20 protein-coding genes are annotated in these 23,396 nt (G+C 70.7%); 10 read left to right on the top strand and 10 right to left on the bottom strand.

Annotated elements, in window-relative coordinates:
* Positions 1-160: 160 nt before the first annotated feature.
* Positions 161-634 carry a DUF4232 domain-containing protein gene (locus ACWDYJ_RS08055; protein WP_451564638.1) on the top strand — a complete coding sequence of 158 codons (474 nt, stop codon included), beginning with the start codon at positions 161-163 and terminating at the stop codon, positions 632-634.
* 11 nt (positions 635-645) lie between these two features.
* Here ACWDYJ_RS08055 and ACWDYJ_RS08050 read toward each other — a convergent pair whose 3' ends face one another.
* The 3 genes from ACWDYJ_RS08050 to ACWDYJ_RS08040 form a co-directional block, all read right to left on the bottom strand.
* Complete coding sequence (locus ACWDYJ_RS08050) at positions 646-1,788, bottom strand: PP2C family protein-serine/threonine phosphatase (RefSeq protein ID WP_451564637.1); 1,143 nt, start codon at positions 1,786-1,788, stop codon at positions 646-648.
* 250 nt (positions 1,789-2,038) lie between these two features.
* Positions 2,039-2,848 carry an Fpg/Nei family DNA glycosylase gene (locus ACWDYJ_RS08045; protein WP_451564636.1) on the bottom strand — a complete coding sequence of 270 codons (810 nt, stop codon included), beginning with the start codon at positions 2,846-2,848 and terminating at the stop codon, positions 2,039-2,041.
* An 80-nt stretch (positions 2,849-2,928) separates the two neighbouring features.
* Positions 2,929-3,414 (bottom strand): ribose-5-phosphate isomerase, encoded by a 486-nt coding sequence (locus ACWDYJ_RS08040; RefSeq protein ID WP_451564635.1) that lies wholly within the window; start codon positions 3,412-3,414, stop codon positions 2,929-2,931.
* A gap of 217 nt (positions 3,415-3,631) precedes the next feature.
* Between ACWDYJ_RS08040 and ACWDYJ_RS08035 the strand changes: the two genes are divergently transcribed.
* Positions 3,632-5,065 (top strand): amino acid permease, encoded by a 1,434-nt coding sequence (locus ACWDYJ_RS08035; protein ID WP_451564634.1) that lies wholly within the window; start codon positions 3,632-3,634, stop codon positions 5,063-5,065.
* A 78-nt stretch (positions 5,066-5,143) separates the two neighbouring features.
* Here ACWDYJ_RS08035 and ACWDYJ_RS08030 read toward each other — a convergent pair whose 3' ends face one another.
* Entirely contained in the window at positions 5,144-5,728 is a 585-nt protein-coding gene (locus ACWDYJ_RS08030; protein ID WP_451564633.1) for a biotin transporter BioY, read from the bottom strand.
* A 348-nt stretch (positions 5,729-6,076) separates the two neighbouring features.
* Here ACWDYJ_RS08030 and ACWDYJ_RS08025 point away from each other — a divergent pair, with 348 nt between their 5' ends.
* Together ACWDYJ_RS08025 and ACWDYJ_RS08020 are read left to right on the top strand one after the other, a co-directional pair.
* Entirely contained in the window at positions 6,077-7,483 is a 1,407-nt protein-coding gene (locus ACWDYJ_RS08025; RefSeq protein WP_451564632.1) for an amino acid permease, read from the top strand.
* A gap of 194 nt (positions 7,484-7,677) precedes the next feature.
* The gene (locus tag ACWDYJ_RS08020) at positions 7,678-8,334 is read left to right on the top strand and encodes a superoxide dismutase (protein ID WP_451564631.1); all 657 of its coding nucleotides are present in this window, start codon (positions 7,678-7,680) and stop codon (positions 8,332-8,334) included.
* 125 nt (positions 8,335-8,459) lie between these two features.
* Here the strand turns inward: ACWDYJ_RS08020 and ACWDYJ_RS08015 are convergent, their stop codons facing one another.
* On the bottom strand, positions 8,460-9,107 hold the full coding sequence (locus ACWDYJ_RS08015) for a mycothiol-dependent nitroreductase Rv2466c family protein (RefSeq protein WP_451564630.1): 648 nt from the start codon (positions 9,105-9,107) through the stop codon (positions 8,460-8,462).
* A gap of 129 nt (positions 9,108-9,236) precedes the next feature.
* Here ACWDYJ_RS08015 and pepN (ACWDYJ_RS08010) point away from each other — a divergent pair, with 129 nt between their 5' ends.
* Positions 9,237-11,792 carry an aminopeptidase N gene (pepN, locus tag ACWDYJ_RS08010; RefSeq protein ID WP_451564629.1) on the top strand — a complete coding sequence of 852 codons (2,556 nt, stop codon included), beginning with the start codon at positions 9,237-9,239 and terminating at the stop codon, positions 11,790-11,792.
* Positions 11,793-11,981: 189 nt separating this feature from the next.
* Positions 11,982-12,944, top strand: coding sequence for a hypothetical protein (locus ACWDYJ_RS08005; protein WP_451564628.1), 963 nt, complete (start codon positions 11,982-11,984; stop codon positions 12,942-12,944).
* Here the strand turns inward: ACWDYJ_RS08005 and ACWDYJ_RS08000 are convergent.
* Together ACWDYJ_RS08000 and ACWDYJ_RS07995 are read right to left on the bottom strand one after the other, a co-directional pair.
* Positions 12,920-13,831: a pyridoxamine 5'-phosphate oxidase family protein gene (locus ACWDYJ_RS08000; protein WP_451564627.1), complete on the bottom strand. Its 912-nt coding sequence runs from the start codon at positions 13,829-13,831 to the stop codon at positions 12,920-12,922. The two genes, ACWDYJ_RS08005 and ACWDYJ_RS08000, sit on opposite strands and share 25 nt — an antisense overlap.
* A gap of 35 nt (positions 13,832-13,866) precedes the next feature.
* Positions 13,867-14,328 carry a VOC family protein gene (locus tag ACWDYJ_RS07995; protein WP_451564626.1) on the bottom strand — a complete coding sequence of 154 codons (462 nt, stop codon included), beginning with the start codon at positions 14,326-14,328 and terminating at the stop codon, positions 13,867-13,869.
* Between the two features lie 112 nt (positions 14,329-14,440).
* Here ACWDYJ_RS07995 and ACWDYJ_RS07990 point away from each other — a divergent pair, with 112 nt between their 5' ends.
* From ACWDYJ_RS07990 to ACWDYJ_RS07980, 3 genes are all read left to right on the top strand, one after another.
* Positions 14,441-15,007, top strand: a complete 567-nt coding sequence (locus tag ACWDYJ_RS07990; protein ID WP_451564625.1) for a CGNR zinc finger domain-containing protein — start codon at positions 14,441-14,443, stop codon at positions 15,005-15,007.
* Between the two features lie 274 nt (positions 15,008-15,281).
* Complete coding sequence (locus tag ACWDYJ_RS07985) at positions 15,282-18,617, top strand: S8 family serine peptidase (RefSeq protein ID WP_451564624.1); 3,336 nt, start codon at positions 15,282-15,284, stop codon at positions 18,615-18,617.
* 193 nt (positions 18,618-18,810) lie between these two features.
* Entirely contained in the window at positions 18,811-19,842 is a 1,032-nt protein-coding gene (locus ACWDYJ_RS07980; RefSeq protein WP_451564623.1) for an aspartate-semialdehyde dehydrogenase, read from the top strand.
* Between the two features lie 53 nt (positions 19,843-19,895).
* Here ACWDYJ_RS07980 and ACWDYJ_RS07975 read toward each other — a convergent pair whose 3' ends face one another.
* The 3 genes from ACWDYJ_RS07975 to ACWDYJ_RS07965 are packed head-to-tail and all read right to left on the bottom strand — an operon-like array spanning position 19,896 to position 20,548.
* Positions 19,896-20,063 (bottom strand): ribbon-helix-helix domain-containing protein, encoded by a 168-nt coding sequence (locus tag ACWDYJ_RS07975; RefSeq protein WP_451564622.1) that lies wholly within the window; start codon positions 20,061-20,063, stop codon positions 19,896-19,898.
* A 3-nt stretch (positions 20,064-20,066) separates the two neighbouring features.
* Positions 20,067-20,396 (bottom strand): helix-turn-helix domain-containing protein, encoded by a 330-nt coding sequence (locus ACWDYJ_RS07970; protein WP_451564621.1) that lies wholly within the window; start codon positions 20,394-20,396, stop codon positions 20,067-20,069.
* A complete protein-coding gene (locus ACWDYJ_RS07965) occupies positions 20,393-20,548 on the bottom strand; it encodes a type II toxin-antitoxin system RelE/ParE family toxin (protein WP_451564620.1) in 156 nt (51 codons plus the stop codon). The genes ACWDYJ_RS07970 and ACWDYJ_RS07965 overlap by 4 nt, the downstream gene beginning before the upstream one ends.
* Before the next feature lie 246 nt (positions 20,549-20,794).
* Between ACWDYJ_RS07965 and pepN (ACWDYJ_RS07960) the strand changes: the two genes are divergently transcribed.
* Complete coding sequence (gene pepN / locus ACWDYJ_RS07960) at positions 20,795-23,377, top strand: aminopeptidase N (RefSeq protein ID WP_451564619.1); 2,583 nt, start codon at positions 20,795-20,797, stop codon at positions 23,375-23,377.
* Positions 23,378-23,396: the final 19 nt, after the last annotated feature.

Here is a 23,396-nt window from a genome sequence, read left to right as displayed (position 1 = left end):
GGCGGGGGGGGGGGGGGGGCGCGGGGGGGGGCGGGGGGGGGCGGGGGGGGGGGGCCGGGGGGGGGGGGGGGGCGGGGGCGGGGGGGGGCCCGGGGCGCCGGCGGCCCCGCCCCCCCCGGGGCCGACGGTGGCCGGGCCGACGGCGGCGGGGCCGACGGCGATGGATCTGCCGTCGAGCGGGCCGGCCTCGCCGGATCCGTGTCCCGAGAGCGGGGTACGGCTGGTCGAGGGGCGCGGGGACGCGGCGATGGGGCTGCGGGTGGCCGAGATCCAGCTGGTCAACTGCGGTACGCGGCCCTACGTACTGGAGGGCTACCCGGAGATACGGGTGCTGGACCGGGAGCGGCGACCGGTGGAGGTGGCCGTCGGGCGCGGGTCGAACGGCGTGTCGACGGTGGCCGGCTTCGACGCCGCGCCGCAGAAGGTGACGCTCCAGCCGGGGCGGGCGGCGTCGGTGGGACTGCTGTGGCGAAACCTCGTCACCGAGGTGGACACGCCCGCGGTCGAGGGGTGGGTGCTGGAGCTCGCGCCCCGGCCCGGTGCACCGCGCCAGACCCTGGAGCTGAAGTCTTCGATCGACCTCGGGAACACCGGGAAGCTCGGGCTCAGCCCCTGGAAGGCGGTCTCCCGCTGACGTTCGCGGGGTCAGGCCGAGCGGCGGATCAGCAGGAGGGCGCGGTCGTCGTTGACGTCCTTGGCCACTTTTTCGATCAGGTGCCAGGCGGCGCCGTCCCAGCCGGCGGCGACGTAGCGGTCGGCTTCGCCGGTGAGGCGGTCGATGCCCTCGCTGATCTCGCGGTCGGCGGTCTCGACGAGGCCGTCGGTGAAGAGCATCAGGACGTCACCGCGCCGCAGGTTGCCCCGTGCCGGTGTGAAGTCGGCTCCGTCGTAGACGCCCAGCAGCGGGCCTTCGCCGGAGACCTCCTGCCAGCGGCCGGTGCCCGCCGAGAGCTGGAGGGCGGGCAGGTGGCCGGCGGACAGCAGCTCGTAGTCGCCGGTCTCCAGGTCCAGGACGAGGTGGATGGAGGTGGCGAAGCCCTCCTCCCAGTCCTGGCGGAGCAGGTAGCCGTTGGCGGCGGGCAGGAAGCCGTGCGGCGGGAGTGCGCCGAGCAGGCCGCCGAAGGCTCCGGAGAGCAGCAGGGCGCGGGAGCCGGCCTCCATACCCTTGCCGGAGACGTCGGTGAGGACGATCTCCAGGGTCCGGCCGCCGTTGGTGCGGGCGGCGACGACGAAGTCCCCCGAGAAGGACTGGCCGCCGGCCGGGCGCAGGGCCATCTCGCGGTGCCAGCCGCGGGGCAGGCCGGGCAGTTTGCTCTGGACCCGGATGCGTTCGCGCAGGTCGAAGAGCATGGTGCCGCCGCGCCGCCAGGGCACGCCGACGCGGCTGCGGAACTGGGCGATGATCAGCCCGAAGAACCCGCAGGCGGCCACTACGAGCACGGTGCCGGGGGTGACCCGGGCGGGGCCCTCGGTGTACGGGCCGAGCACCAGGGCCTCGACGATGAGGGCGCCCGCGGAGGCGGCGTAGAGGCCGAGCAGGCTCGCGGGCCGCAGCAGGAGGCCGCCCGCCACGATGGGCAGGACGAGCGCCGACGGCGAGAACCAGACGGGCATCATCAGGGTGCCGAAGGCTATGGCGGGGATGGTCAGCAGGAGCCCGCCGAAGGCGAGCCAGTCGGAGGCGTCGCCGCGGAAGTAGTCGACGGCGGATTTGCGCAGGGCGGTGCGGGCCCGGTGCGACAGCATGCGCGTCCGGGCCGGGAGCGTCTCCACGCGTGCTCGGGCCATTGATCCGGGACCCTATCCATCCCGGCTGTGTGCGCGCAGGGGTACCCCCGGACCCCGCTCCCCGAGCGGATCGAAAACACGTCGCCTGCGACGGAATGCCCTGGTAAGGATGCCCGTCCGGCTCTTGAAGCGCGGTGGGAGAGCCGTCGAACCGGTGGTTGGACCGGCTAGCTCGTACGGGTGAACGGAGGGGCGCCTTCGCCGGTGCGGTGGCCCCGTGGCCGCCGCACCGCTTCTGAACGGACCCGGCTCAGCGCTGCTGGCAGGCGGGGCACCAGAAGAGGTTGCGGGAGGCGAGGTCCGCGGTGCGGATCTCGGCGGCGCAGATGTGGCACGGCATGTGCGCCCGCCGGTAGACGTACACCTCGCCGCCGTGGTCGTCCACGCGCGGCGGGCGGCCCATGGCCTCGGGGAGGTGTTCGTCGCGCACAGTGTCGATGCGGTTGTTCCGTACGCCTTCGCGCATCAGGGCGCCGAGGTCCGTCCACATGGCGTCCCATTCCGCGCGGGTGAGGTCCTTGCCGAGGCGGTACGGGTCGATGCCGTGCCGGAAGAGGACCTCGGCGCGGTAGACGTTGCCGACGCCCGCGACGACCTTCTGGTCCATGAGCAGGGCGGCGACGGTGGTGCGGGAGCGGGAGATACGGGCCCAGGCGCGGTCGGGGTCGTCGGCCGGGCGCAGCGGGTCGGGGCCGAGGCGGTCGTGTATCGCCGCCTTCTCCTCGTCCGTGATCCAGGCACAGGTGGTGGGACCGCGCAGGTCCGAGTAGTGCTCGTCGTTGCGCAGGCGCAGCCGGACGGTGTCGGTCGGCGGCGGGGCCGGGGTGGGGCCGAGGGCGTACTTGCCGAAGAGGCCGAGGTGGATGTGGATCCAGCCGCTTCCCTGGAAGCCCAGGAAGAGGTGCTTGCCGTGGGCGTCGGCGCCGTCCAGGATCCGGCCGTGCAGCAGGGCGGCGCTGCCGGCGAACCGGCCCTGGGGGCTGCTGACGGCGACCTCCCACCCGGCGAACCGTTCGAGGTGGTCCTGGGCGAGACGGTGGATCGTATGCCCCTCGGGCACGGCACAGCTCCTCGGAGAAAGGACGGGGAAAAGAAAACGGGCCGTGCCCCGGGAGCCCCCGGGGCACGGCCGAAGCGGAATCAGCCCTGCGGGTGGTGGGCCGGGATCGGGGGCAGCTCGCCGGTCTGCTCGTAGGCGGAGAGCATGTCGATGCGGCGCGTGTGGCGCTCCTCGTCGGAGTACGGGGTCGCCAGGAAGGCCTCGATGAAGCTGACGGCCTCGTCCTCGGTGTGCATCCGGCCGCCGACGGAGATGACGTTGGCGTTGTTGTGCTCGCGGCCGAGCTTCGCGGTCTCCACGCTCCAGGCGAGGATGGCGCGGACGCCCTTGACCTTGTTCGCGGCGATCTGCTCGCCGTTGCCGGAGCCGCCGATCACGATGCCGAGGCCGGCGGCGTCCGCGGCGGTCTTCTCCGCGGCGCGGAGGCAGAACGGCGGGTAGTCGTCCACCGCGTCGTAGATGTGCGGCCCGCAGTCGACGGGCTCGTGGCCGTTGTTCTTGAGCCAGTCCACCAGGTGGTTCTTGAGCTCGAAGCCGGCATGGTCGGATCCCAGGTACACGCGCATGGGACGAGTGTGGCATGTGTCCGGCGGGGGCCCGGTGGAGGGTGTCGCGTAGGTCACTCCGGAAGCTCAAGTAATCCACAACATCCCAGATGGGACGCATGGGACGAAGGTCCGGGATTTTGAGCCCGGGGCAACCAACCGGAGGGACCTCTTCCGTCTTGGCCCCTGTCGGGCTTGAATACCGGGGCTCGCAACCCGAGAACCTAAGGATTCGTCCATGAGCTCCACGACGACCCTTCAGAAGGCAGGCGACCCCTCCGGTAACCCCGGTGACGCCCAGCCCTCCGACGGTCTCAAGGCCGGTCTCAAAAACCGCCACCTGTCCATGATCGCCATCGGCGGTGTCATCGGCGCCGGACTCTTCGTCGGCTCCGGCGGCGGTATCGCCAAGGCCGGTCCGGCCATCCTCGTCTCGTACCTGCTCGTCGGCGCGATGGTCGTCTTCGTGATGCGGATGCTGGGCGAGATGGCCGCCGCCAGCCCGAACTCCGGCTCCTTCTCCGCGTACGCCGACCGCGCGCTCGGTCGCTGGGCCGGTTTCTCCATCGGCTGGCTGTACTGGTTCTTCTGGGTCGTCGTCCTGGCCGTGGAGGCCACCGCCGGCGCCGTCATCCTCGAAAGCTGGGTCCCGGCCGTCCCGCAGTGGGCCTGGGCACTGATCGTGATGGTCGTGCTGACGGTCACCAACCTGGGCTCGGTCGCCTCGTACGGCGAGTTCGAGTTCTGGTTCGCGGGCATCAAGGTCGTCGCCATCGGCGCCTTCGTGATCATCGGCATGCTGGCCGTCTTCGGCGTGCTGCCGGGCTCGGACAACCCCGGCGCGGGCTTCGCGCACCTGACGGACTCCGGCGGATTCGCGCCCAACGGTCTGGGCGCCATCCTCACCGGCGTGCTGATGGTCGTCTTCTCCTTCATGGGCAGCGAGATCGTCACCCTGGCCGCCGGCGAGTCCGAGGACCCGCGGCGCGCGGTCACCAAGGCCACCAACTCGGTGATCTGGCGCATCGGCATCTTCTACCTGGGCTCGATCTTCATCGTGCTCACGCTGCTGCCGTGGAACGACAAGTCGATCGTCGAGAAGGGCTCGTACGTCGCCGCCCTGGACTCGATCGGCATCGCGCACGCCGGCCAGATCATGAACGTGATCGTCCTGACGGCCGTGCTGTCCTGCCTGAACTCGGGCCTGTACACGGCCTCGCGCATGGCGTTCTCGCTCGGCGAGCGCGGCGACGCGCCGAAGGCCTTCGCCAAGGTCAACAAGAAGGGCGTGCCGACGGCCGCCATCCTGGGCTCGGTGGTCTTCGGCTTCGCGGCCGTCTACTTCAACTACGCCTTCAAGGACACCGTCTTCAGCTTCCTGCTGAACTCCTCGGGTGCGATCGCGCTCTTCGTGTGGCTGGTGATCTGCTTCACCCAGCTGCGGATGCGCGGAATCCTGATGCGCGAGGCGCCGGAGAAGGTCACGGTCAAGATGTGGCTCTTCCCGTACCTGACGTGGGCCACCGCCGCGATGATCACCTTCGTGCTGGTCTACATGCTCTTCGACGACGCCAACCGCGAGGTCGTGCTGCTCTCGCTGCTGGTGGCGGGCGTGGTGATGGCGATCGGCGCGGTCCGCGACGTGCGCCGGCGGCGCCGGGTCGCGGCGTAACAACGCCTGATCCCCGTGGAACGCCGACAGCCCCGGACCGCCGCTCGCGGTCCGGGGCTGTCGTGCGTCTCGCGGGGATCAGCCGCGGCGGCCGGCCAGCTTCCAGGCGGCCGGCAGGGCGCCCATGGCCAGCGCGGCCTTGAGCGCGTCGCCGATCAGGAACGGAATCATGCCGGTCGCCACGGCGTCGCCCAGGGAGATCCCGGTGACGGCCATGAGGTACGGCACGCCGACCGCGTAGATCACCGCGGAGCCGAGCACCATCGTGCCGGCCGTACGCGGGACCGAGCGGTCGCCGCCGCGCCGCGCGAGGGCGCCGACGACGGTGGAGGCCAGCAGCATGCCCAGCACGTAGCCGAAGGTGGCGCCGCCCGCACCCGAGGCGCCGCCCGCGAACCACGGCACGCCGGCCATGCCGACGAGGGTGTAGAGGGCCAGCGACAGGAAGCCGCGGCCGGCGCCGAGCGCGGTGCCGATGAGCAGCGCGGCGAGGGTCTGGCCGGTGATCGGGACCACGAGCCCGTCGACCTTCACGACGATCTGGGCGGCGACGCCCATGAGCGCGGCTCCGCCGGTGACGAGCGCGATGTCGCGCACGCGGCTCGCGGGCAGCAGATCGGCGAGGACGGCGCCGGGCCGGAAGGAGACGGAAGCGGTGCTCATGAGGGTGCTCCGGGAGGTGGGGGTCGGTCGGGACGATCGGGGCGAGCGGGACGATCAAGAGGCAGTCATCGTGAGGCTAGTGCGCGGCTCGCCGCCGCCCCAGCGCCGTCCGGGACAAAGCCGTACTCCCCGGTTTGGTGGGGAGTCGACAAAGCCCCCGACTTACACCCGACATGAAGTGATCCGCGTCACGGGCCACATTCGAAGACACGTCCTTTTTGCTCCGACGGGTGCCCTCCAGTGAGACTGTAGGTTCCCGCCAATCCCCCGCCAGTCCCCCTCTTTCCACAGAACGAGTGTGCAGCCGCCGCCAGCGCCGCTTGGCCGACCGAGAGTACGAGCACCCATATGCGCGACCTCCTGCCCGAACCGCCCGTCACCGAGGGCGGCCTGCCCCCGGAACCCCTCAGCCACAGCCTCAAGCAGCGCCATCTGACCATGCTGGGTCTCGGCGGCGTGATCGGCGCCGGGCTGTTCGTCGGCTCCGGCGCCGGCATCGGCATCGCCGGTCCCGCGATCATCTGCTCGTACCTGCTCGCGGGCGTGCTCGCGATGCTGGTGATGCGGATGCTCGGCGAGATGTCGGCCGCGATGCCCGCCTCCGGTTCCTTCTCGGTCTACGCGGAGAAGGCCCTGGGGCGCTGGGCCGGTTTCTCGGCGGGCTGGCTGTACTGGTTCCTGCTGGTCGTGGTCCTCGCCGTGGAGGCGACCGGTGCGGCGAAGATCGCGAACGGCTGGCTGCCCTCGGTCGACCAGTGGGTCTGGGTGCTGATCTTCATGGTGGTCTTCACGCTCAGCAATCTGGCCGCCGTGCGGAACTTCGGTGAGTTCGAGTTCTGGTTCGCCGCCCTCAAGGTCGGCGCGATCGTGCTGTTCCTGATCCTGGGCACCCTCGCCATCTTCGGCTTCCTGCCGGACACGGACCCGGTGGGCCTGGCCAACCTGAGTGGCGACGGCGGCTTCTTCCCGGCCGGCATCGGCGGGATGATCGCCGGCATGCTGGCCGTCGTCTTCGCCTTCGGCGGCCTGGAGGTCGTCACGATCGCCGCGGCCGAGTCGGACGACCCGGCCCGGTCCGTGGCCCGCGCGGTGCGCAGCGCGGTGTGGCGCATCCTCTTCTTCTACGTCGGCTCGATGCTGGTCATCGTGACCCTGCTGCCCTGGGAATCGCTGAAGCCGGGTCAGAGCCCGTACGTGGCCGTCCTGGACTCCATCGGCATCCCGGCGGCGGGCCAGATCATGAACATCGTGGTGTTCGTGGCGCTGCTGTCGGCGCTCAACGCGAACCTCTACGGGTCCTCCCGCATGGTGTTCTCGCTGGCCGAGCGGGGCGAGGCGCCCCGCGCCCTGCTGAAGGTCTCGGGCGGCGGGGTGCCGCGGCGGGCGGTGTTCGCCTCGGTGTCCTTCGGCTTCGTGTCGGTGGTGCTGAACCTGCTGTGGCCCGACACGGTCTTCCTCTACATGCTCAACGCGGTCGGGGCGGTGCTGCTGTTCGTGTGGGCGCTGATCGCGGTCTCGCAGCTGAGGCTGCGCGGCCGGCTGGAGCGGGACATGCCGGAGCGGCTGACGCTGCGGATGTGGCTGTTCCCGTACCTGACGTGGGCGGCGCTGTTCGGGATGGCGGCGGTGCTGGTCCTGATGCTGTTCGACGACTCGGCGAGGCCGCAGTTGCTGTGGTCCTCGGGCGCGGCGGCGGCGGTGCTGCTGGTGGCGTGGGCCCGGGAGGTCCGGGCGCGCCGCGCCGTGGCGGCGTAAGGCTCGCCCCACCACACACCGGACGGCACGTCAGAGGCCGGGCTCATGCGCGGGCATGGGCCCGGCCTCCGCCGTTCCACGGCGTTCCCCCAGGAGAGGTGACCCTTACTCGTGACGCGGAATAGATACTGCTAGCGTGCAGTTGCGCATCTATTGCAATAAGCGATTGGCACGCCGAGGGGACCGATACACGCATGGCCATCTACACGCTTCCGGAGCTTCCGTACGACTACGCGGCGCTCGAACCGGTGATCAACCCGCAGATCATCGAGCTGCACCACGACAAGCACCACGCGGCCTACGTCGCGGGCGCCAACACCACGCTGGAGCAGCTGGCGGAGGCGCGCGACAAGGAGAACTGGGGCGCCCTCAACGGCCTGGAGAAGAACCTCGCGTTCCACCTCTCCGGCCACATCCTGCACAGCATCTACTGGCACAACATGGCCAGCCCGAAGACCGGCGACGGCGGCGGCATCCCGGACGAGAAGGACGGCCTGGGCGAGCTCCCGGCCGCGATCGACGAGTCCTTCGGCTCCTTCGCCGCCTTCAGGAAGCAGCTGACCTTCGCGTCCTCCGCGACGCAGGGCTCCGGCTGGGGCGTGCTGGCGTACGAGCCGATCAGCGGCCGTCTGATCGTCGAGCAGATCTACGACCACCAGGGCAACGTGGGTCAGGCCTCCGTGCCGATCCTGGTCTTCGACGCCTGGGAGCACGCCTTCTACCTTCAGTACAAGAACCAGAAGGTGGACTTCATCGAGGCGATGTGGAATGTCGTCAACTGGCAGGACGTGGCCAAGCGCTACGCCGACGCCAAGGCGAACACCCCGCTGCTGATCCCCGCGCAGGGCTGATCGGCACCCGAAAGCCGCCCGCCTCGTGATCGTCTTCTCAACCTTCGCGTGCGGGCGTGTCCAACGGAAGACCCCCGCGAGGACATGACTCGCGGGGGTCTTCCGTCTGTCTTGCGGCCCTGCGGCTACGCGAAGTTCGGGTCCTTGTCGCGGGTCCGCTTGATCTCGAAGAAGCCCGGGGTGGAGGCGACGAGCAGGGTGCCGTCCCACAGTCGGGCGGCGTCGTCGCCGCGCGGGGTCGGGGTGACGACCGGACCGAAGAAGGCGACGTCCTTGCCGTCCGAGCCGGGCACGGAGATCACCGGGGTGCCGACCTCCTGGCCGACGCGCTGTATGCCGTCGTTGTGCGAGGCGCGCAGCTGGGCGTCGTACGCGTCGGAGGTGCCGTACGCGGCGAGATCGGTCGGCAGGCCGACCTCGGCCAGCGCCTCGGCGATGACCTCGGGGGTGTTGCCCCGGCCCTCGTTGTGGATGCGGGTGCCGAGGGCGGTGTAGAGCTTGCCCGTGATCTCCTTGCCGTGCTTCTGCTCCGCGGCGATGACGACCCGCACCGGGATCCAGGCCTCGGGGCCGAGCAGCTTGCGGTAGCTCTCCGGCAGCTCGTCGAGCTTGTCCTCGTTCAGCACGCCCAGGCTCATCACGTGCCAGCGGACTTCGACATCGCGGACCTTCTCGACCTCGAGCATCCAACGGGACGTCATCCATGCCCAGGGGCAGAGCGGGTCGAACCAGAAGTCGACCGGGGTCTTCTCACTCACCTGCGTGTCGGACATATCTCTCCTCAACTGGGGATAAGGGCCTTGGCTCGCCACCGTCCCCAGCGCCAACCAGACCGGACCCCCTCGCATTCCCCCGTGGGAGGATTCGAACCGAAGAACACGATCACGCACGAAGGAGTGCACGTGCCCGGAGAGAATCTGTCCCGTGACGAGGCCCGCGAGCGGGCCGAACTGCTGTCCGTCGACGGGTACGAGGTCGTCCTCGACCTGAGGTCCGCGGTGGACGAGGCCGAGCCGGCCCACGGCCCCCGGACCTTCCGCTCGGTGACGACCGTCCGCTTCCGGGCCGCGACCCCCGGAGCCTCCTCCTTCGCGGACCTGATCGCCCCCTCGGTGAACTCCGTCACCCTCAACGGCCGCGCGCTGGACCCGGCCACCGTGTTCGACGGGGCGCGGATCTCCCTGGACGGGCTGGCCGCCGAGAACGTCCTGGTGGTCGACGCGAACTGCGCGTACAGCCGGACCGGCGAGGGCATGCACCGCTTCGTGGACCCGGAGGACGGCGAGGTCTACCTCTACACCCAGTACGAGCCGGCGGACGCCCGGCGGGTGTACGCGAACTTCGAGCAGCCCGACCTGAAGGCCCCGTACCGCTTCGAGGTGACCGCGCCCGAGGGCTGGCAGGTGTGGAGCAACGGCACGGAGGAGTCCCGGGAGTCCGGGGTCTGGCGGTTCGCCGAGACCGCGCCGATCTCCACGTACATCACGTGCGTGGTGGCGGGCCCGTACCACTACGTGACGGACACCTACACGCGCGGGGACCTGACGGTCCCGCTGGGCGCGATGTGCCGCAAGGGGTTGGCGAAGCACTTCGACGCGGACGATGTCTTCCTGGTCACCAAGCAGGGCTTCGACCTCTTCCACGAGATCTTCGACTACCCGTACCCCTTCGGGAAGTACGACCAGGCCTTCGTGCCGGAGTACAACCTGGGTGCGATGGAGAACCCGGGGATGGTGACCTTCAAGGAGGAGTACATCTTCCGCGGGAAGGTCACGCAGGCCTCCTTCGAGCGGCGCTCGAACACGGTCCTGCACGAGATGGCGCATATGTGGTTCGGCGACCTCGTCACCATGAAGTGGTGGGACGACCTGTGGCTGAAGGAGTCCTTCGCGGACTTCATGGGCTCCTTCGCGCTGGTCGAGGCCACCCGCTTCGACCAGGCCTGGGTCACCTTCGCCAACAACCGCAAGGCCTGGGCCTACCGGGCCGACCAGCTTCCCTCCACGCACCCGATCACGGCCGACATCCGTGACCTGGAGGACGCGAAGCTGAACTTCGACGGGATCACGTACGCCAAGGGCGCGGCGGTGCTCAAGCAGCTGGTCGCGTACGTGGGCCGGGAGGCCTTCCTGGAGGGCGCGCGGCGCTACTTCAAGGCGCACGCCTACGGGAACACGACCCTGGACGACCTGCTGTCGGTGCTCGGCGAGGTCTCCGGGCGGGACATGGCCGAGTGGTCGCGGGCCTGGCTGCAGACGGCGGGCGTGAACACGCTGACGCCGGTGGTGACCTGTGACGCGGGCGGGCGCATGACGGAGCTCGCGGTGGTCCAGGAAGGGGAGGAGCTGCGTCCCCACCGGGTGGCGGTCGGCCTGTACCGGCTGGAGGCCGACGGCTCCCTCGTCCGCTACGCGCGGGCCGAGGCGGACGTGGCCGGGCTCCGGACGGTGATCGGCGAACTGGCCGGGCACGAGCGGCCCGACCTGGTCCTGGTCAACGACGAGGACCTCACCTACTGCAAGATCCGCTTCGACGAGGCCTCGCTGGCGACGCTGCGCACGCACCTGGGCGACATCAGCGACCCGCTGGCCCGCGCCCTGAGCTGGTCGGCGCTGTGGAACCTGACGCGGGACGGGCTGATGCCGGCCCGGGACTTCCTCTCGCTGGTCCTGACCCACGCGGGCCGGGAGAGCGACGTCGGCGTGCTCCAGATGCTGCACACGCAGGCGCTCGGCGCGGTCACCCACTACGCGGCGCCCGAGCGGCGCGAGGAGAGCGGCCGGGAGCTGGCCGCGGGCGCGCTGCACGAGCTGCGGCTGGCCGAACCGGGTTCGGAACACCAGCTGACCTGGGCCCGCTTCTTCGCGGCGAGCGCGATGACGGAGGGCGACTTCCAGCTGCTGCTGGGGCTGCTCGACGGTTCGGCGCGGATCGACGGGCTGGAGGTCGACCAAGAGCTGCGCTGGGACTTCCTGCTGCCGCTGGCGGCGCACGGGGCGGTGGACGAGGGCGCGCTCACCGCCGAACTGGCGCGCGACGACACGGCGTCGGGCAAGCGGCACCAGGTGCGGTGCCTGGCCGCGCGCCCGTCGGCGGCGGTCAAGGACCAGGCGTGGGCGGCGGTCGTCGAGTCGGACGCGCTGTCGAACGCGCTGGTGGAGGCGACGATCGCGGGGATGCAGCAGCCCTCGCAGCGGGCCCTGCTGGCCCCGTACGCGGCGCGCTACTTCGAGGTGATCGAGCGGGTGTGGACGGAGCGGTCGATCCAGATCGCCATGGACGTGGTGAAGGGGCTCTACCCGTCGCTCCAGGACTCGCGGGCCACGGTGGCGGCGACGGACGGGTGGCTGTCGTCCCACCCTTCGGCTCCGCCGGCCCTGCGCCGCCTGGTCCTGGAATCCCGCGACGACCTGGCCAGGGCGTTGCGCGCCCAGGCCTGCGACGCGGCGGCCGGCTGACCCCGCGGGTCCGCTGCTGGGGCTCCGCCCCAGACCCCGCGCCGTGGGCGCCGGCGAGGCTGATCCGCCTCGTCGGCGCACCTCCCATCGGCAGTCGAACGCCCGTACTTTAGCCCCGGCTTGTCCCGATTTGCCGACAGTGGTGTAACAGGGGTTAGCAAGGCCATGGCCTGAGGGAATCACCGCGTCATGAACCAGAACGCACCCCTCCCCCTCACCCACCTCACCGCCAGCCGCCCCCGCGTGCTGACCCTCGCCCAGCTGCGCGAGCACGGCATCAGCGCCTCCGACGCCGCCGGGCGGCCCTGGCAGCAGGTGCTGCCGGGGGTGTTCCTGCTCCACTCCGGGCCCGCGACCAGTGAGGAGCGGCTGCACGCCGCGCTGCTGTACGCCGACCGCCGGGGCGGCGGCGAGGTCATGATCACCGGGCTGGCCGCGCTCGCGCTCTACCGGTTCTCCTCGGTGCCCGCCCTGCTCGGGCTCTCCCACATCGACGTGCTCGTGGCCAACACCCGCCGGCTGCGCTCGACCGGCGACGTGCGGATCGTACGGACGCACACGCCGCCCCGGCCTCTGGAGGTCACCGGGCTGCCCGTGGCACCGGTGGCCCGCGCCGTCGCCGACGCCGTCGCCCAGCTGTCCGACGCCGGCACGGTACGCCGCCTGCTCAGCGAGGCCGTCCGCGCCGGCCACTGCGAACCGGCCGCCGTCGTAAGGGAGCTGACCGTGGCCCGGCTGCTGAACCGGCCGCACGTGGTCGACGCCGTCGAGTACCTCCTCGCCGAGGGCCGGGCCATCGCGGAGGACCGGCTGTACCAGCTCGTACGCGGCTACGAACTGCCCGATCCCGTCTGGAACGTGGACCTGCGGCTGCCCGGCGGCCCGCACCTCGGCGGGGTCGACGCGTACTGGCCCGAGCAGGCCGTCGCCATCGAGATCGACACCCGCGCCCCCCACCAGGGCGCGGACGACGACTGGTCGGAGTGCGTGCGCAAGCGCGAGACGCTGGAGCGGCTCGGGGTGACCGTCCTCCACCTCACCCCGCGCAAGCTCCGGGACTGGCCCGAGCAGCAGGCCGCGGTCATCCGGACCGCCCTGACGGCTTCCGGCGACCAGGAGCCCGCCGCCTACCTGGTGGTGCTCCCCCGGTGAGTCGCCGGCCGCCCCGGCTGCGGACTGGCCGGGGAGTACTCCGGAGCGCTCCAGCGCAGCCGCCCCGGATGCAGGCTCTCCACCACCGATTCCACCGTGAACCGCACCTGTCGCCCCCCGTCGGCCCCGAACTCGGTGCGGGCCCGCCCGCTCAGCTGGAGCACCGCACCGCTCTCCCAGTCGGGGAAGAGCAGCCCGGCCCGCTCGTCGGCGGCCAGGTTCCCCAGCGTCAGGAACATCGCGTTGCCCGCGTAGTCCGGCCAGACCAGCTCGGACGGGGAGAGCACCTCCACGAAGCCCGGCAGTCCACCCCGATGGCTGGCGTCGGCCCCGTCCTCCTCGGCGGTCGTGGCGATGAAGAAGGTGTCGGCGGCACGGACGGCCCGCCGCTGGTCGGCGGTGAGCGCCTCCCCGCGCCGCAGCACACCGGCCCCTTCGGCCACCACGTCCAGCGGCTGCCGCTTCTGCAGGTACTTCGGGCAGTTGGCGAAGACCTGCTCGGCCCGCACCGCGAAGCCGCGTCCCGTCACCTCCAGGGTTCCGTTCAGCCGCATCCGGCGCCGGGTGCGCGGGTCGAGCGCGATGGTCCCGACCCGGGTGCCGGCCGTGGCCAGGGCCTCCCCGAGCGGGTCCCCTGCCGGTAGCCCCCCGGTGACCGTGATCCGGTCCGGCCCGGTGGCCCGTACGAATCCGGGCTCACCGGTGAGCAGCGAGGCCCACAGCCGCCCCGTAGCGTCGGCGGCGCCGACGACGAGGTGCGGCTGGAGCCCCAGGAACGCCGCGGCGACGTCCCGGATGCCCGTGCCGATCGAGCGGCCGACGTGGTCGGCGAGCTGACGTACGCCGACCCGTTCCTGCACGGCCAGCGAGCCCCAGTGGTACGCCATGGCGGCACTCCTCTCCGAGCGGGTCCTAGCGGGTCCTAGAAGAAGCCGCAGGTCGGCGCGGATTCCGTCGGTGCAGGCGCGCCCTCGGCGCCGGTGGGCACGGAGATCTCCAGACGGGCGCCGTCGGGGTCGTGGAAGAAGATCCCGCCCGAGGCCGCTCCCTCGCCGTGGGCGACGACTCCCTCGTAGGCGAATGCGACGCCCAGGCCGCGCAGCCGGTCCTCGTAGGCCCGGACCTCCTCGATGTCGCCGGCGGAGAACGCCAGATGGTGCAGTCCGGCGGCGGCCGGGGCGTACCGGTCCTCGGCCTGCTGCCAGAGCGTGAGGACGAGCTCGCCGTCCTGTCCGAGGAAGGCGAAGCGGCGGTCCTCCTCCTTGCCCTCGCCCAGCAGGTCGAAGCCGAGCGCGTCGCGGTAGAAGGCGAGCGAGCGGTCCAGATCGGTGACGTTCAGGCCCACGTGCCCGGTGCGGAGCGTGCTGATGGCGGTCGTCGTCATGACGGTTCCCTTCCCCAAAGAGTTCTAACCTTCTAAATCGAGATTAGGGGTTAGGCACCTGGACGTCAACCGGTCACGTAACCTTGAGGGGTTAGCACGCGAGGAGGCACGCATGACGGCACAGGCGACGGACCCGCGTCCACTGACCGGAGAGCCGCTCTCCCTCGACCTGCTCAACACCCGCTGGGTGCAGGACGGCGAACCGCGGGACCTGTTCTCCGGCGCCGCCGGGCTGACCCGGATCGAGGGACTCGCCGTCTGGCTGGAGAGCGCCGGTCTGGCCGGCCGCTTCCGCGCCGAGGCCCCGACCCTCGTCCACCTGCTGACCGCGCGCGAGGCACTGGCCCGCGCCGTCGCGCAGCCGGCCGACGAGAGCGCGCGCGCCCTGGTGGACGCCGTCCTGGACCACGGCCGGATCCGCGCGACACTGACCGCCGAAGGGCCGGGCGAGCGCCCCGAGTTCGCCGATCCCGCCTGGGGCCCGGCCTGGACGGCGGCGCGCGACTACCTGGACCTGCTGAGCACCGCGCCCGACCGGATCCGCAAGTGCGCTTCGGAGACCTGCGTCCTGCACTTCCACGACACCTCGCGCAACGGCACCCGTCGCTGGTGCTCGATGGCCGGCTGCGGCAACCGCGCGAAGGCCTCGCGCCATTACGCGCGCACGCGCGAGCGCTGAGCGGTCGAAATCTGTCACACCTGTCGCGAGACGGAAGTCCACCCTCCGTCTGACGCGGGGTCGGAGAGTCGATAAATCCACTCGCGGAAGCCTGCGAGTTGCACCGCCTTGTCCTGACATCCACCTACTGGCGGATACTCCGCGCTGGCGGGAGTCCGCCATGTCAGGTCTCGGTCAATGACAACTCTCCCCAAAAAGCTGTCCCTTGCGCAAAGCTGACCGGTCATCCGGCACCGAATTCCGGACCGTATCTTTCACTTAGCCAGGGATGCTGATGACCCTCGAATCCCCCAGCTCCACCAGCGGGGCCATACCCGGCGCCAGACGCGTGGGCCGCGTCGCGGCGGCCGCGGGCCTGGTGGCGGCGCTCTGCGCCACCGGCGCGATGCCCGCCTTCGCGGCGGGCACGGCCGACGACCAGTGGACTACCACGCCGGTCAAGTCGGCCGACCAGAAGCTCGGTTCGGCCGACGCCGAGCTGCTCCAGGAGGCCAAGGCCAAGGGTGACGCGCACGTCACCGTCATGGTCGCCACCGCTCCCGGCCAGACCCAGCAGGTGGCGCAGCAGCTCGACGCCGTCCAGGGCGCCTCGGTGGGCCGGACGTACGACAAGCTCGGTTACGTCCGCGCCACCCTGCCCACCGACAAGGCCGAGGCCGCGCTGAAGGCGGCGACCAAGCTGTCCTCGGTGCACGGCATCGACCTGCGGCACGAGATCCAGCTGCCGGACCCGCGCCCCGACGCGGACCGCGGGACGGACAAGACCGAGAAGACCGCGGCCGAGACGTACGCGGCGCCGGACAGGAACACTCCGGCGAAGAACCCGTACAACCCGTCCTTCGAGACCGGCGCGGTGGACTTCGTCGAGAAGAACCCGCAGGCCGACGGCCGTGGCGTGACCATCGGCATCATGGACTCGGGTGTCGACCTCGGCCACCCGGCCCTGCAGAAGACCACCACCGGCGAGCGCAAGATCGTCGACTGGGTGACGGCGACCGACCCGATCACGGACAACGACGGGACCTGGCGCGCCCAGATCACCCCGGTCACCGCCGCGGGCGGCACCTTCTCCGCGGGCGGCCAGAGCTGGAAGGCGCCGGAAGGCAGCTTCCAGTGGAGCCGTTTCACCGAGTCGATCACCGCCAACGGCGACATGAAGGGCGACGTCAACCGCGACGGTGACACCACCGACCGGTTCGGCATGCTCTACGACGCCGCCGCCGGCACCGTCCGCGTCGACACCGACCAGGACGGCGACTTCACGAACAACGAGCCGATGAAGCCGTACAAGGACGGCTACCAGATCGGCTACTTCGGCACGGACAACCCGGCGACCGAGGTCGCCGAGCGCATCCCGTTCGTGATCGAGATCCGCAAGGACGTCCCGATGGACCCGCTGGGCGGGGACTGGGTCGGCAAGAAGGCCGACTTCGTCAACATCGGCATCATCGAGTCCGAGCACGGCACGCACGTCGCGGGCATCACCGCGGCGAACGGCCTCTTCGGCGGCGCGATGAACGGCGAGGCGCCCGGCGCGAAGCTCGTCTCCTCGCGCGCCTGCTCCTGGTCCGGCGGCTGCACCAACATCGCGCTGACCGAGGGCATGATCGACCTCGTCGTCAACCGCGGCGTGGACATCGTCAACATGTCCATCGGTGGTCTGCCGGCGCTGAACGACGGCAACAACGCGCGCTCCGAGCTCTACAAGAACCTCATCGACACCTACGGCGTCCAGCTGGTCATCTCGGCCGGCAACTCGGGCCCCGGTGTCAACACCATCGGAGACCCGTCCCTCGCGGACAAGGTCATCTCCGTGGGTGCGGCGGTCTCCAAGGAGACCTGGGCCGCCAACTACGGCTCCGGCGTGGCGACGAAGTACAACATGTTCCCGTTCTCCTCGCGCGGTCCGCGTGAGGACGGCGGCTTCACGCCGACCATCACCGCCCCGGGCGCTTCCATCAACACCATCCAGACCTGGCTGCCCGGCCAGCCGGTGGCGGAGGCCGGCTACAGCCTGCCGGCCGGTTACGGCATGCTCCAGGGCACCTCGATGTCCTCGCCGCAGGCGGCGGGCGCGAGCGCCCTGCTGATCTCGGCCGCGAAGCAGCAGAACATCGCGCTGACCCCGGCGGGCCTGCGCACCGCGCTCACCAGCACCGCGAAGAAGATCGACGACGTCCCGGCCCACGCACAGGGTGCCGGTCTCATCGATGTCGTCGAGGCGTGGGAGTCCATCCAGCGCGGCGCGACGGCGAACGAGTTCACCGTCAAGGCGCCGGTCGACACCGCGATCGACCAGTTCCTGAAGACCCCGGGCTTCGGCACCGGCCTGTACGACCGCGAGGGCGGCCTCAAGGTCGGCCAGAAGAAGGTCTACAACGTCGTCGTCACCCGCACCACGGGCGTGAAGTACGGCACCCGGCACAACCTGAGCTGGCGCAACGACGACGGCACGTTCAAGGTCATCGGCGGCTACGACTACGTCACCCTGCCGCTGAACAAGCCCGTCACCATCAAGGTCGAGGCCAACGCCAAGACGGCCGGCGTCCACAGCGGCATCCTGCAGCTGGACGACGAGACCACCGAGGGCATCGACAAGCAGATCCTGACGACCGTCGTCGCGGCGACCCCGCTGACGGCTCCGTCCTTCACGCTGTCGGAGGCCTCCTCCGTACAGCGCAACAGCCACAAGTCGTACTTCGTGACCGTCCCACAGGGCACCAAGACCCTCGAGGTCGCCCTGGGCGGGCTCGCGGCGGGCAGCCAGACGCGCTTCGTCTCGATCCACCCGTACGGCACCCCGGTCGACCCGACCTCGACGGTCAACTGCTACCCGAACTACAACAACCCGGCCAACACCTGCCGCCCCGACGTGCGCTCGTACCCCGAGCCGCAGCCGGGCGTCTGGGAGATCGAGGTCGAGTCGCGCCGTACGTCGCCGCTGCTCGACAACCCGTACAAGCTGGACGTCTCCGTGCTCGGCGCGGCCTTCGACCCGGCGGTCAAGGTCCTGCCCGAGGTAAAGCAGGGCACCCCGGCTCCGGTCCAGTGGAGCGTCAAGAACGAGGCCGCGGCCATCAGCGGCGGCAAGCTCCAGGGCGGCGCGCTCGGCTCCGCGAAGGTCGCCACGCCGACCATCGCGAACGGTGAGACCCACACCACCGAGGTCGTGATCGGCGAGGGCGTCTCCCGCCTCGACATCGCGATCGGCAAGGTGTCCGACACCGGCGCCGACCTCGACCTCGACGTCTACAAGGACGGCATCAAGGTCGGCTCCTCCGCCGACGGCGACTCCGAGGAGGCCGTGAGCCTGGTCAAGCCGGCCGCCGGCACCTACACCGTCAAGGTGATCGGCTACGCGGTCCCGGCCGGCTCCACCACGTACGACTACCGCGACGTGTACTTCTCGTCCGCCCTGGGCTCCGTCCAGGTCGACGAGGCCGCCGCGGTGAACCTCGCCACCGGCGCCTCGGCGCAGGTCTCGGCGAACGTCCTGGTCAGCAGCGCGGCCCCCGAGGGCCGTCAGTTCTTCGGCCAGGTCCAGCTGCTCAACGCCCGCGGCACCGCCGCCGGCACCGGCAGCGTCCAGATCGAGAAGGTCCTCCCGTAGGGCCTTCCGTAGGCCTCTTGTAGGCCTCCCGCAGGACGTGCACACCGGAGGGGCGGTGCTCTCGCGAGCGCCGCCCCTCCGGCCTTTCCCCGCCCGCGTCCCGCACTGCGGACAATGGATTGGACAAGCAGGCCGGGTTCGCACGCATGATGGACCAGGCTTGACCACGCTGTACGTACCAGGAGGAGTCACCGTGAGGGTCGGAATCGTCGGAGCCACCGGACAGGTCGGCGGAGTCATGCGCGGCATCCTCGCCGAGCGGAAGTTCCCGGTGACCGAGCTGCGGCTGTTCGCCTCGGCCCGTTCCGCGGGCTCCACGCTGCCCTGGGAGGGCCGGGAGATCACCGTCGAGGACGCGTCCGCGGCCGACTACTCGGGCCTGGACATCGTCATCTTCTCCGCGGGCGGCGCCACCTCCAAGGCCCTGGCCGAGAAGGTCGCCTCGCAGGGCGCCGTCGTGATCGACAACTCCTCCGCCTGGCGCCGCGACCCCGAGGTCCCCCTCGTCGTCTCCGAGGTCAACCCGCACGCGATCAAGAACCGCCCCAAGGGCATCATCGCGAACCCGAACTGCACCACCATGGCCGCGATGCCGGTGCTGCGCCCGCTGCACGACGAGGCCGAACTGACCGCGCTGATCGCCACCACCTACCAGGCCGTGTCCGGCTCCGGTGTGGCCGGCGTCGCCGAGCTCGACGGCCAGATCCAGGCCGTGGCCGCGCGCGCCACGGAGCTGGCCCACGACGGCGAGGCCCTCGCCTTCCCCGAGCCGGCCGTCTACAAGCGCCCCATCGCCTTCAACGTGCTCCCCCTCGCGGGCTCGATCGTGGACGACGGCTCGCACGAGACCGACGAGGAGCAGAAGCTCCGCAACGAGTCCCGCAAGATCCTGGAGATCCCGGAGCTCAAGGTCTCCGGCACCTGCGTGCGCGTGCCGGTCTTCTCCGGCCACTCCCTCCAGGTCAACGCCCGCTTCGCCCGCCCGATCAGCGTGGAGCGCGCCTACGAGCTGCTGAAGGACGCCCCCGGCGTCGAGATCTCGGAGATCCCGACCCCCCTCCAGGCCGCCGGCAAGGACGCCTCGTACGTGGGCCGCATCCGCGTCGACGAGACCGTCGAGAACGGCCTCTCGCTGTTCCTCTCCAGCGACAACCTCCGCAAGGGCGCCGCGCTGAACGCGGTCCAGATCGCGGAGCTGGTGGCCGAGGAGCTCCAGCAGGGCTGATCCACCACGTGACGGAGGGGAGGGCGCCCGGTGGGCGCCCTCCCCTCCGCGCGTCACGGCCTGCGAGCGGGTCGTGCTGCCGGCAGATCTCCGACCTCGCGTGCGCGAAGGCGCTGGATCGCGGCCCGCAGTGCTGCTGAGCGCGACCCGAGCCCCTTCTCCGCCGCGTAGCGGTCGAGGAACGCGACGTCCTCCACCGGCAGGCTCACGCCGATCTTCAAGGGTCAGGCCACCTTGACCGTGACATCGCCGCGCTGGACGATCACCGACACCTCACCGCCGAGCGCGGCCGCGTAGGCACGCAGGACGTCAAGGCTGTCGACCTGCCCGTGCTCGATCTGCGATACGCGTGCCTGACTGACGCCCAGTGCCGCGGCGACGCCCGCCTGCGTCAGACCGGCAGACCGCCTGAGCCGTGCCAGCTCATGCCCTCGGATGCGGGCGGTGTTCTCCTCGCGGACCTGCGCCCGCCCTTCCTCGGCCTCGGAGGTTCCCAGCCACGGCTGGCGCTCCAAGGCTTCGGCACGCACCTCTCGCCACGAACGTCCCTTCACCTTGTACCTCCTCGTTCCTTGCCGGACACGTAGTGGTCGTACCGTTGCTCGGCGATCAGAATGTTCTCGTCGTACCAGCGGCTCCACTGGCCTGCTTTGTCTCCCGCGACCAGGATGACCGCTTCCCGGTCCGCATCGAACACGAACAGCATCCGGACCTCGGACCTGCGGCTCGTCCTCGCAAAGCCGCAGGAACCACGCCTCTACGGGTTCCAGCAGAATGATCTCCCACATGCGGGCGAGCTTAAGGCTGAACTTATACCCGCTGCTGGCAGGGGACTAAACATCAGCCCTACGGGTGAATCCTGCGGAAGCCAGCCGCAGCCAATTCACCGGGCACGGCACCTGAGCGGCGTGGAAAGATGGCGGGCAACGTCACCATCGAAGGAGATGAACGCGTGCCAGGCACGAATCTCACCCGTGAAGAGGCTCAGCAGAGGGCGAAGCTGCTCACTGTCGACTCCTACGAGATCGCACTCGATCTCAGCGGCGCGCAGGAGGGTGGGACCTTCCCGTCCGTGACCACCGTGCGCTTCCAGGCGGCGGAGGCCGGCGCCGAGACCTTCATCGACCTGGTCGCGCCGGCCGTGCACGAGGTCGTGCTGAACGGCAAGGCGCTGGACGTCGCCGCCGTGTTCCGGGATTCCCGGATCGCGCTGACGCAGCTCGCGGCCGGGGACAACGAGCTGCGCGTCGTCGCGGAATGCGCGTACACCAACACCGGTGAGGGCCTGCACCGCTTCGTCGACCCGGTCGACCAGCAGGCGTACCTGTACACGCAGTTCGAGGTGCCGGACGCGCGGCGGGTCTTCGCCAGCTTCGAGCAGCCCGACCTGAAGGCGACGTTCCGGTTCACCGTGACGGCCCCGGAGGGCTGGACGGTCATCTCGAACTCTCCGACGCCTGAGCCGAAGGGCCCCGATTCGACCGTATGGCACTTCGAGCCGACCCCGCGCGTCTCGACGTACATCACCGCCCTGATCGTCGGCCCGTACCACGCGGTGCACAGCTCCTACGAGGGCCCGGACGGGCAGTCCGTCCCGCTCGGCATCTACTGCCGCCCCTCGCTCGCCGAGTTCCTCGACGCGGACGCGATCTTCGACGTGACGCGGCAGGGCTTCGAGTGGTTCCAGGAGAAGTTCGCGTACGACTACCCCTTCGCCAAGTACGACCAGCTCTTCGTCCCGGAGTTCAACGCGGGCGCGATGGAGAACGCGGGCGCCGTCACCATCCGCGACCAGTACGTCTTCCGCTCGAAGGTGACGGACGCGGCGTACGAGACGCGCGCCGAGACGATCCTGCACGAGCTCGCCCACATGTGGTTCGGCGACCTCGTCACCATGGAGTGGTGGAACGACCTGTGGCTGAACGAGTCGTTCGCCACCTACACCTCGATCGCCTGCCAGGCGTACGCCGACGGCTCGAAGTGGCCGCACGCGTGGACCACCTTCGCCAACTCCATGAAGACCTGGGCGTACCGGCAGGACCAGCTGCCATCCACGCACCCGATCATGGCCGACATCCGTGACCTGGACGACGTCCTCGTCAACTTCGACGGGATCACGTACGCCAAGGGCGCCTCGGTGCTCAAGCAGCTCGTCGCCTACGTCGGCATGGAGGCCTTCTTCAAGGGCGTGCAGGCGTACTTCAAGGCACACGCGTACGGGAACACGCGCCTGTCCGACCTGCTGGGCGCCCTCGAGGAGACCTCCGGCCGCGACCTGACCGTCTGGTCGAAGGCGTGGCTGGAGACGGCCGGCATCAACATCCTGCGCCCGGAGATCGAGACGGACGCGAGCGGTGCCATCACCGCCTTCGCCGTCCGCCAGGAGGCCCCGGCGCTGCCGGCGGGCGCCAAGGGCGAGCCTGTGCTCCGCCCGCACCGCATCGCCGTCGGCCTGTACGACCTGCGCGACGGCAGCCTCGTACGGACGGACCGCGTCGAGCTGGACATCGACGGCGACCTTACGGCGGTGCCGGAGCTGGTCGGCCGCGCCCGGCCGGCCGTCGTCCTGCTGAACGACGACGACCTGTCGTACGCGAAGGTCCGCCTGGACGAGGTCTCGCTGGAGAACGTGACCGCGTACCTGGGCGACTTCACCGAGTCTCTGCCGCGCGCGCTGTGCTGGGCCTCCGCCTGGGACATGACCCGCGACGGCGAGCTGGCGACCCGCGACTACCTGGCGCTGGTGCTGTCCGGCATCGGCAAGGAGTCGGACATCGGCGTCGTGCAGTCCCTGCACCGCCAGGTGAAGCTGGCCATCGACCTGTACGCCGACCCGGCGTGGCGCGAGCAGGGTCTGGCCACCTGGACCGAGGCCACGCTGGAGCACCTGCGCGGCGCCGAGCCGGGCAGCGACCACCAGCTGGCGTGGGCGCGTGCCTTCGCGGCGACGGCCCGTACGGAGGGGCAGCTGACGTACCTCTCGGCGCTGCTTGACGGTGCGGCGGAGATCGAGGGCCTGGCCGTGGACACCGAGCTGCGGTGGGCGTTCCTGGAGCGGCTCGCCGCGACGGGTGTCGCCGACGAGGATGCCATCGCGGCCGAGCTGAAGCGGGACCCCACGGCGGCGGGTGAGCGCCACGCGGCGACCGCGCGTGCGGCCCGGCCGACGGCCGAGGCCAAGGCCCGGGCGTGGGCCTCGGTGGTGGAGCGGGGTGACCTGCCGAACGCGGTGCAGGAAGCGGTGATCGGCGGCTTCGTCCAGGCCGACCAGCGCGAGCTGATCGCCCCGTACGCCGAGAAGTACTTCGCGGTGGTCAAGGAGATCTGGGACACCCGCAGCCACGAGATCGCGCAGCAGATCGCGGTGGGTCTGTACCCGTCGCTCCAGGTCTCCCAGGAGACCCTGGACGCGACGGACGCGTGGCTGGCCTCGGCCGAGCCGAACGCGGGCCTGCGGCGGCTGGTGTCGGAATCCCGCGCGGGCATCGAACGTGCCCTGCGCGCGCAGGCGGCGGACGAGGCCGCGGCTTCCTGACGCGCCGACGACGACATGA

It is taken from the genome of Streptomyces sp. NPDC003042 (assembly GCF_053591315.1).
This window is presented reverse-complemented; position numbering and strand designations above follow the sequence as displayed.

Excerpts from the sequence above, each read along its gene's own strand:
- ACWDYJ_RS08025 (WP_451564632.1), top strand. The coding sequence starts at position 6,077 with ATGCGCGACCTCCTGCCCGAACCGCCCGTCACCGAGGGCGGCCTGCCC.
- ACWDYJ_RS07995 (WP_451564626.1), bottom strand. The coding sequence starts at position 14,328 with ATGACGACGACCGCCATCAGCACGCTCCGCACCGGGCACGTGGGCCTG.
- ACWDYJ_RS08020 (WP_451564631.1), top strand. The coding sequence starts at position 7,678 with ATGGCCATCTACACGCTTCCGGAGCTTCCGTACGACTACGCGGCGCTC.
- ACWDYJ_RS08035 (WP_451564634.1), top strand. The coding sequence starts at position 3,632 with ATGAGCTCCACGACGACCCTTCAGAAGGCAGGCGACCCCTCCGGTAAC.
- ACWDYJ_RS07990 (WP_451564625.1), top strand. The coding sequence starts at position 14,441 with ATGACGGCACAGGCGACGGACCCGCGTCCACTGACCGGAGAGCCGCTC.
- ACWDYJ_RS08030 (WP_451564633.1), bottom strand. The coding sequence starts at position 5,728 with ATGAGCACCGCTTCCGTCTCCTTCCGGCCCGGCGCCGTCCTCGCCGAT.
- ACWDYJ_RS07965 (WP_451564620.1), bottom strand. The coding sequence starts at position 20,548 with ATGCTGTTCGTGTTCGATGCGGACCGGGAAGCGGTCATCCTGGTCGCG.
- ACWDYJ_RS08005 (WP_451564628.1), top strand. The coding sequence starts at position 11,982 with ATGAACCAGAACGCACCCCTCCCCCTCACCCACCTCACCGCCAGCCGC.
- ACWDYJ_RS08015 (WP_451564630.1), bottom strand. The coding sequence starts at position 9,107 with ATGTCCGACACGCAGGTGAGTGAGAAGACCCCGGTCGACTTCTGGTTC.
- ACWDYJ_RS08050 (WP_451564637.1), bottom strand. The coding sequence starts at position 1,788 with ATGGCCCGAGCACGCGTGGAGACGCTCCCGGCCCGGACGCGCATGCTG.
- ACWDYJ_RS08040 (WP_451564635.1), bottom strand. The coding sequence starts at position 3,414 with ATGCGCGTGTACCTGGGATCCGACCATGCCGGCTTCGAGCTCAAGAAC.
- ACWDYJ_RS07985 (WP_451564624.1), top strand. The coding sequence starts at position 15,282 with ATGACCCTCGAATCCCCCAGCTCCACCAGCGGGGCCATACCCGGCGCC.
- ACWDYJ_RS08000 (WP_451564627.1), bottom strand. The coding sequence starts at position 13,831 with ATGGCGTACCACTGGGGCTCGCTGGCCGTGCAGGAACGGGTCGGCGTA.
- ACWDYJ_RS08055 (WP_451564638.1), top strand. The coding sequence starts at position 161 with ATGGATCTGCCGTCGAGCGGGCCGGCCTCGCCGGATCCGTGTCCCGAG.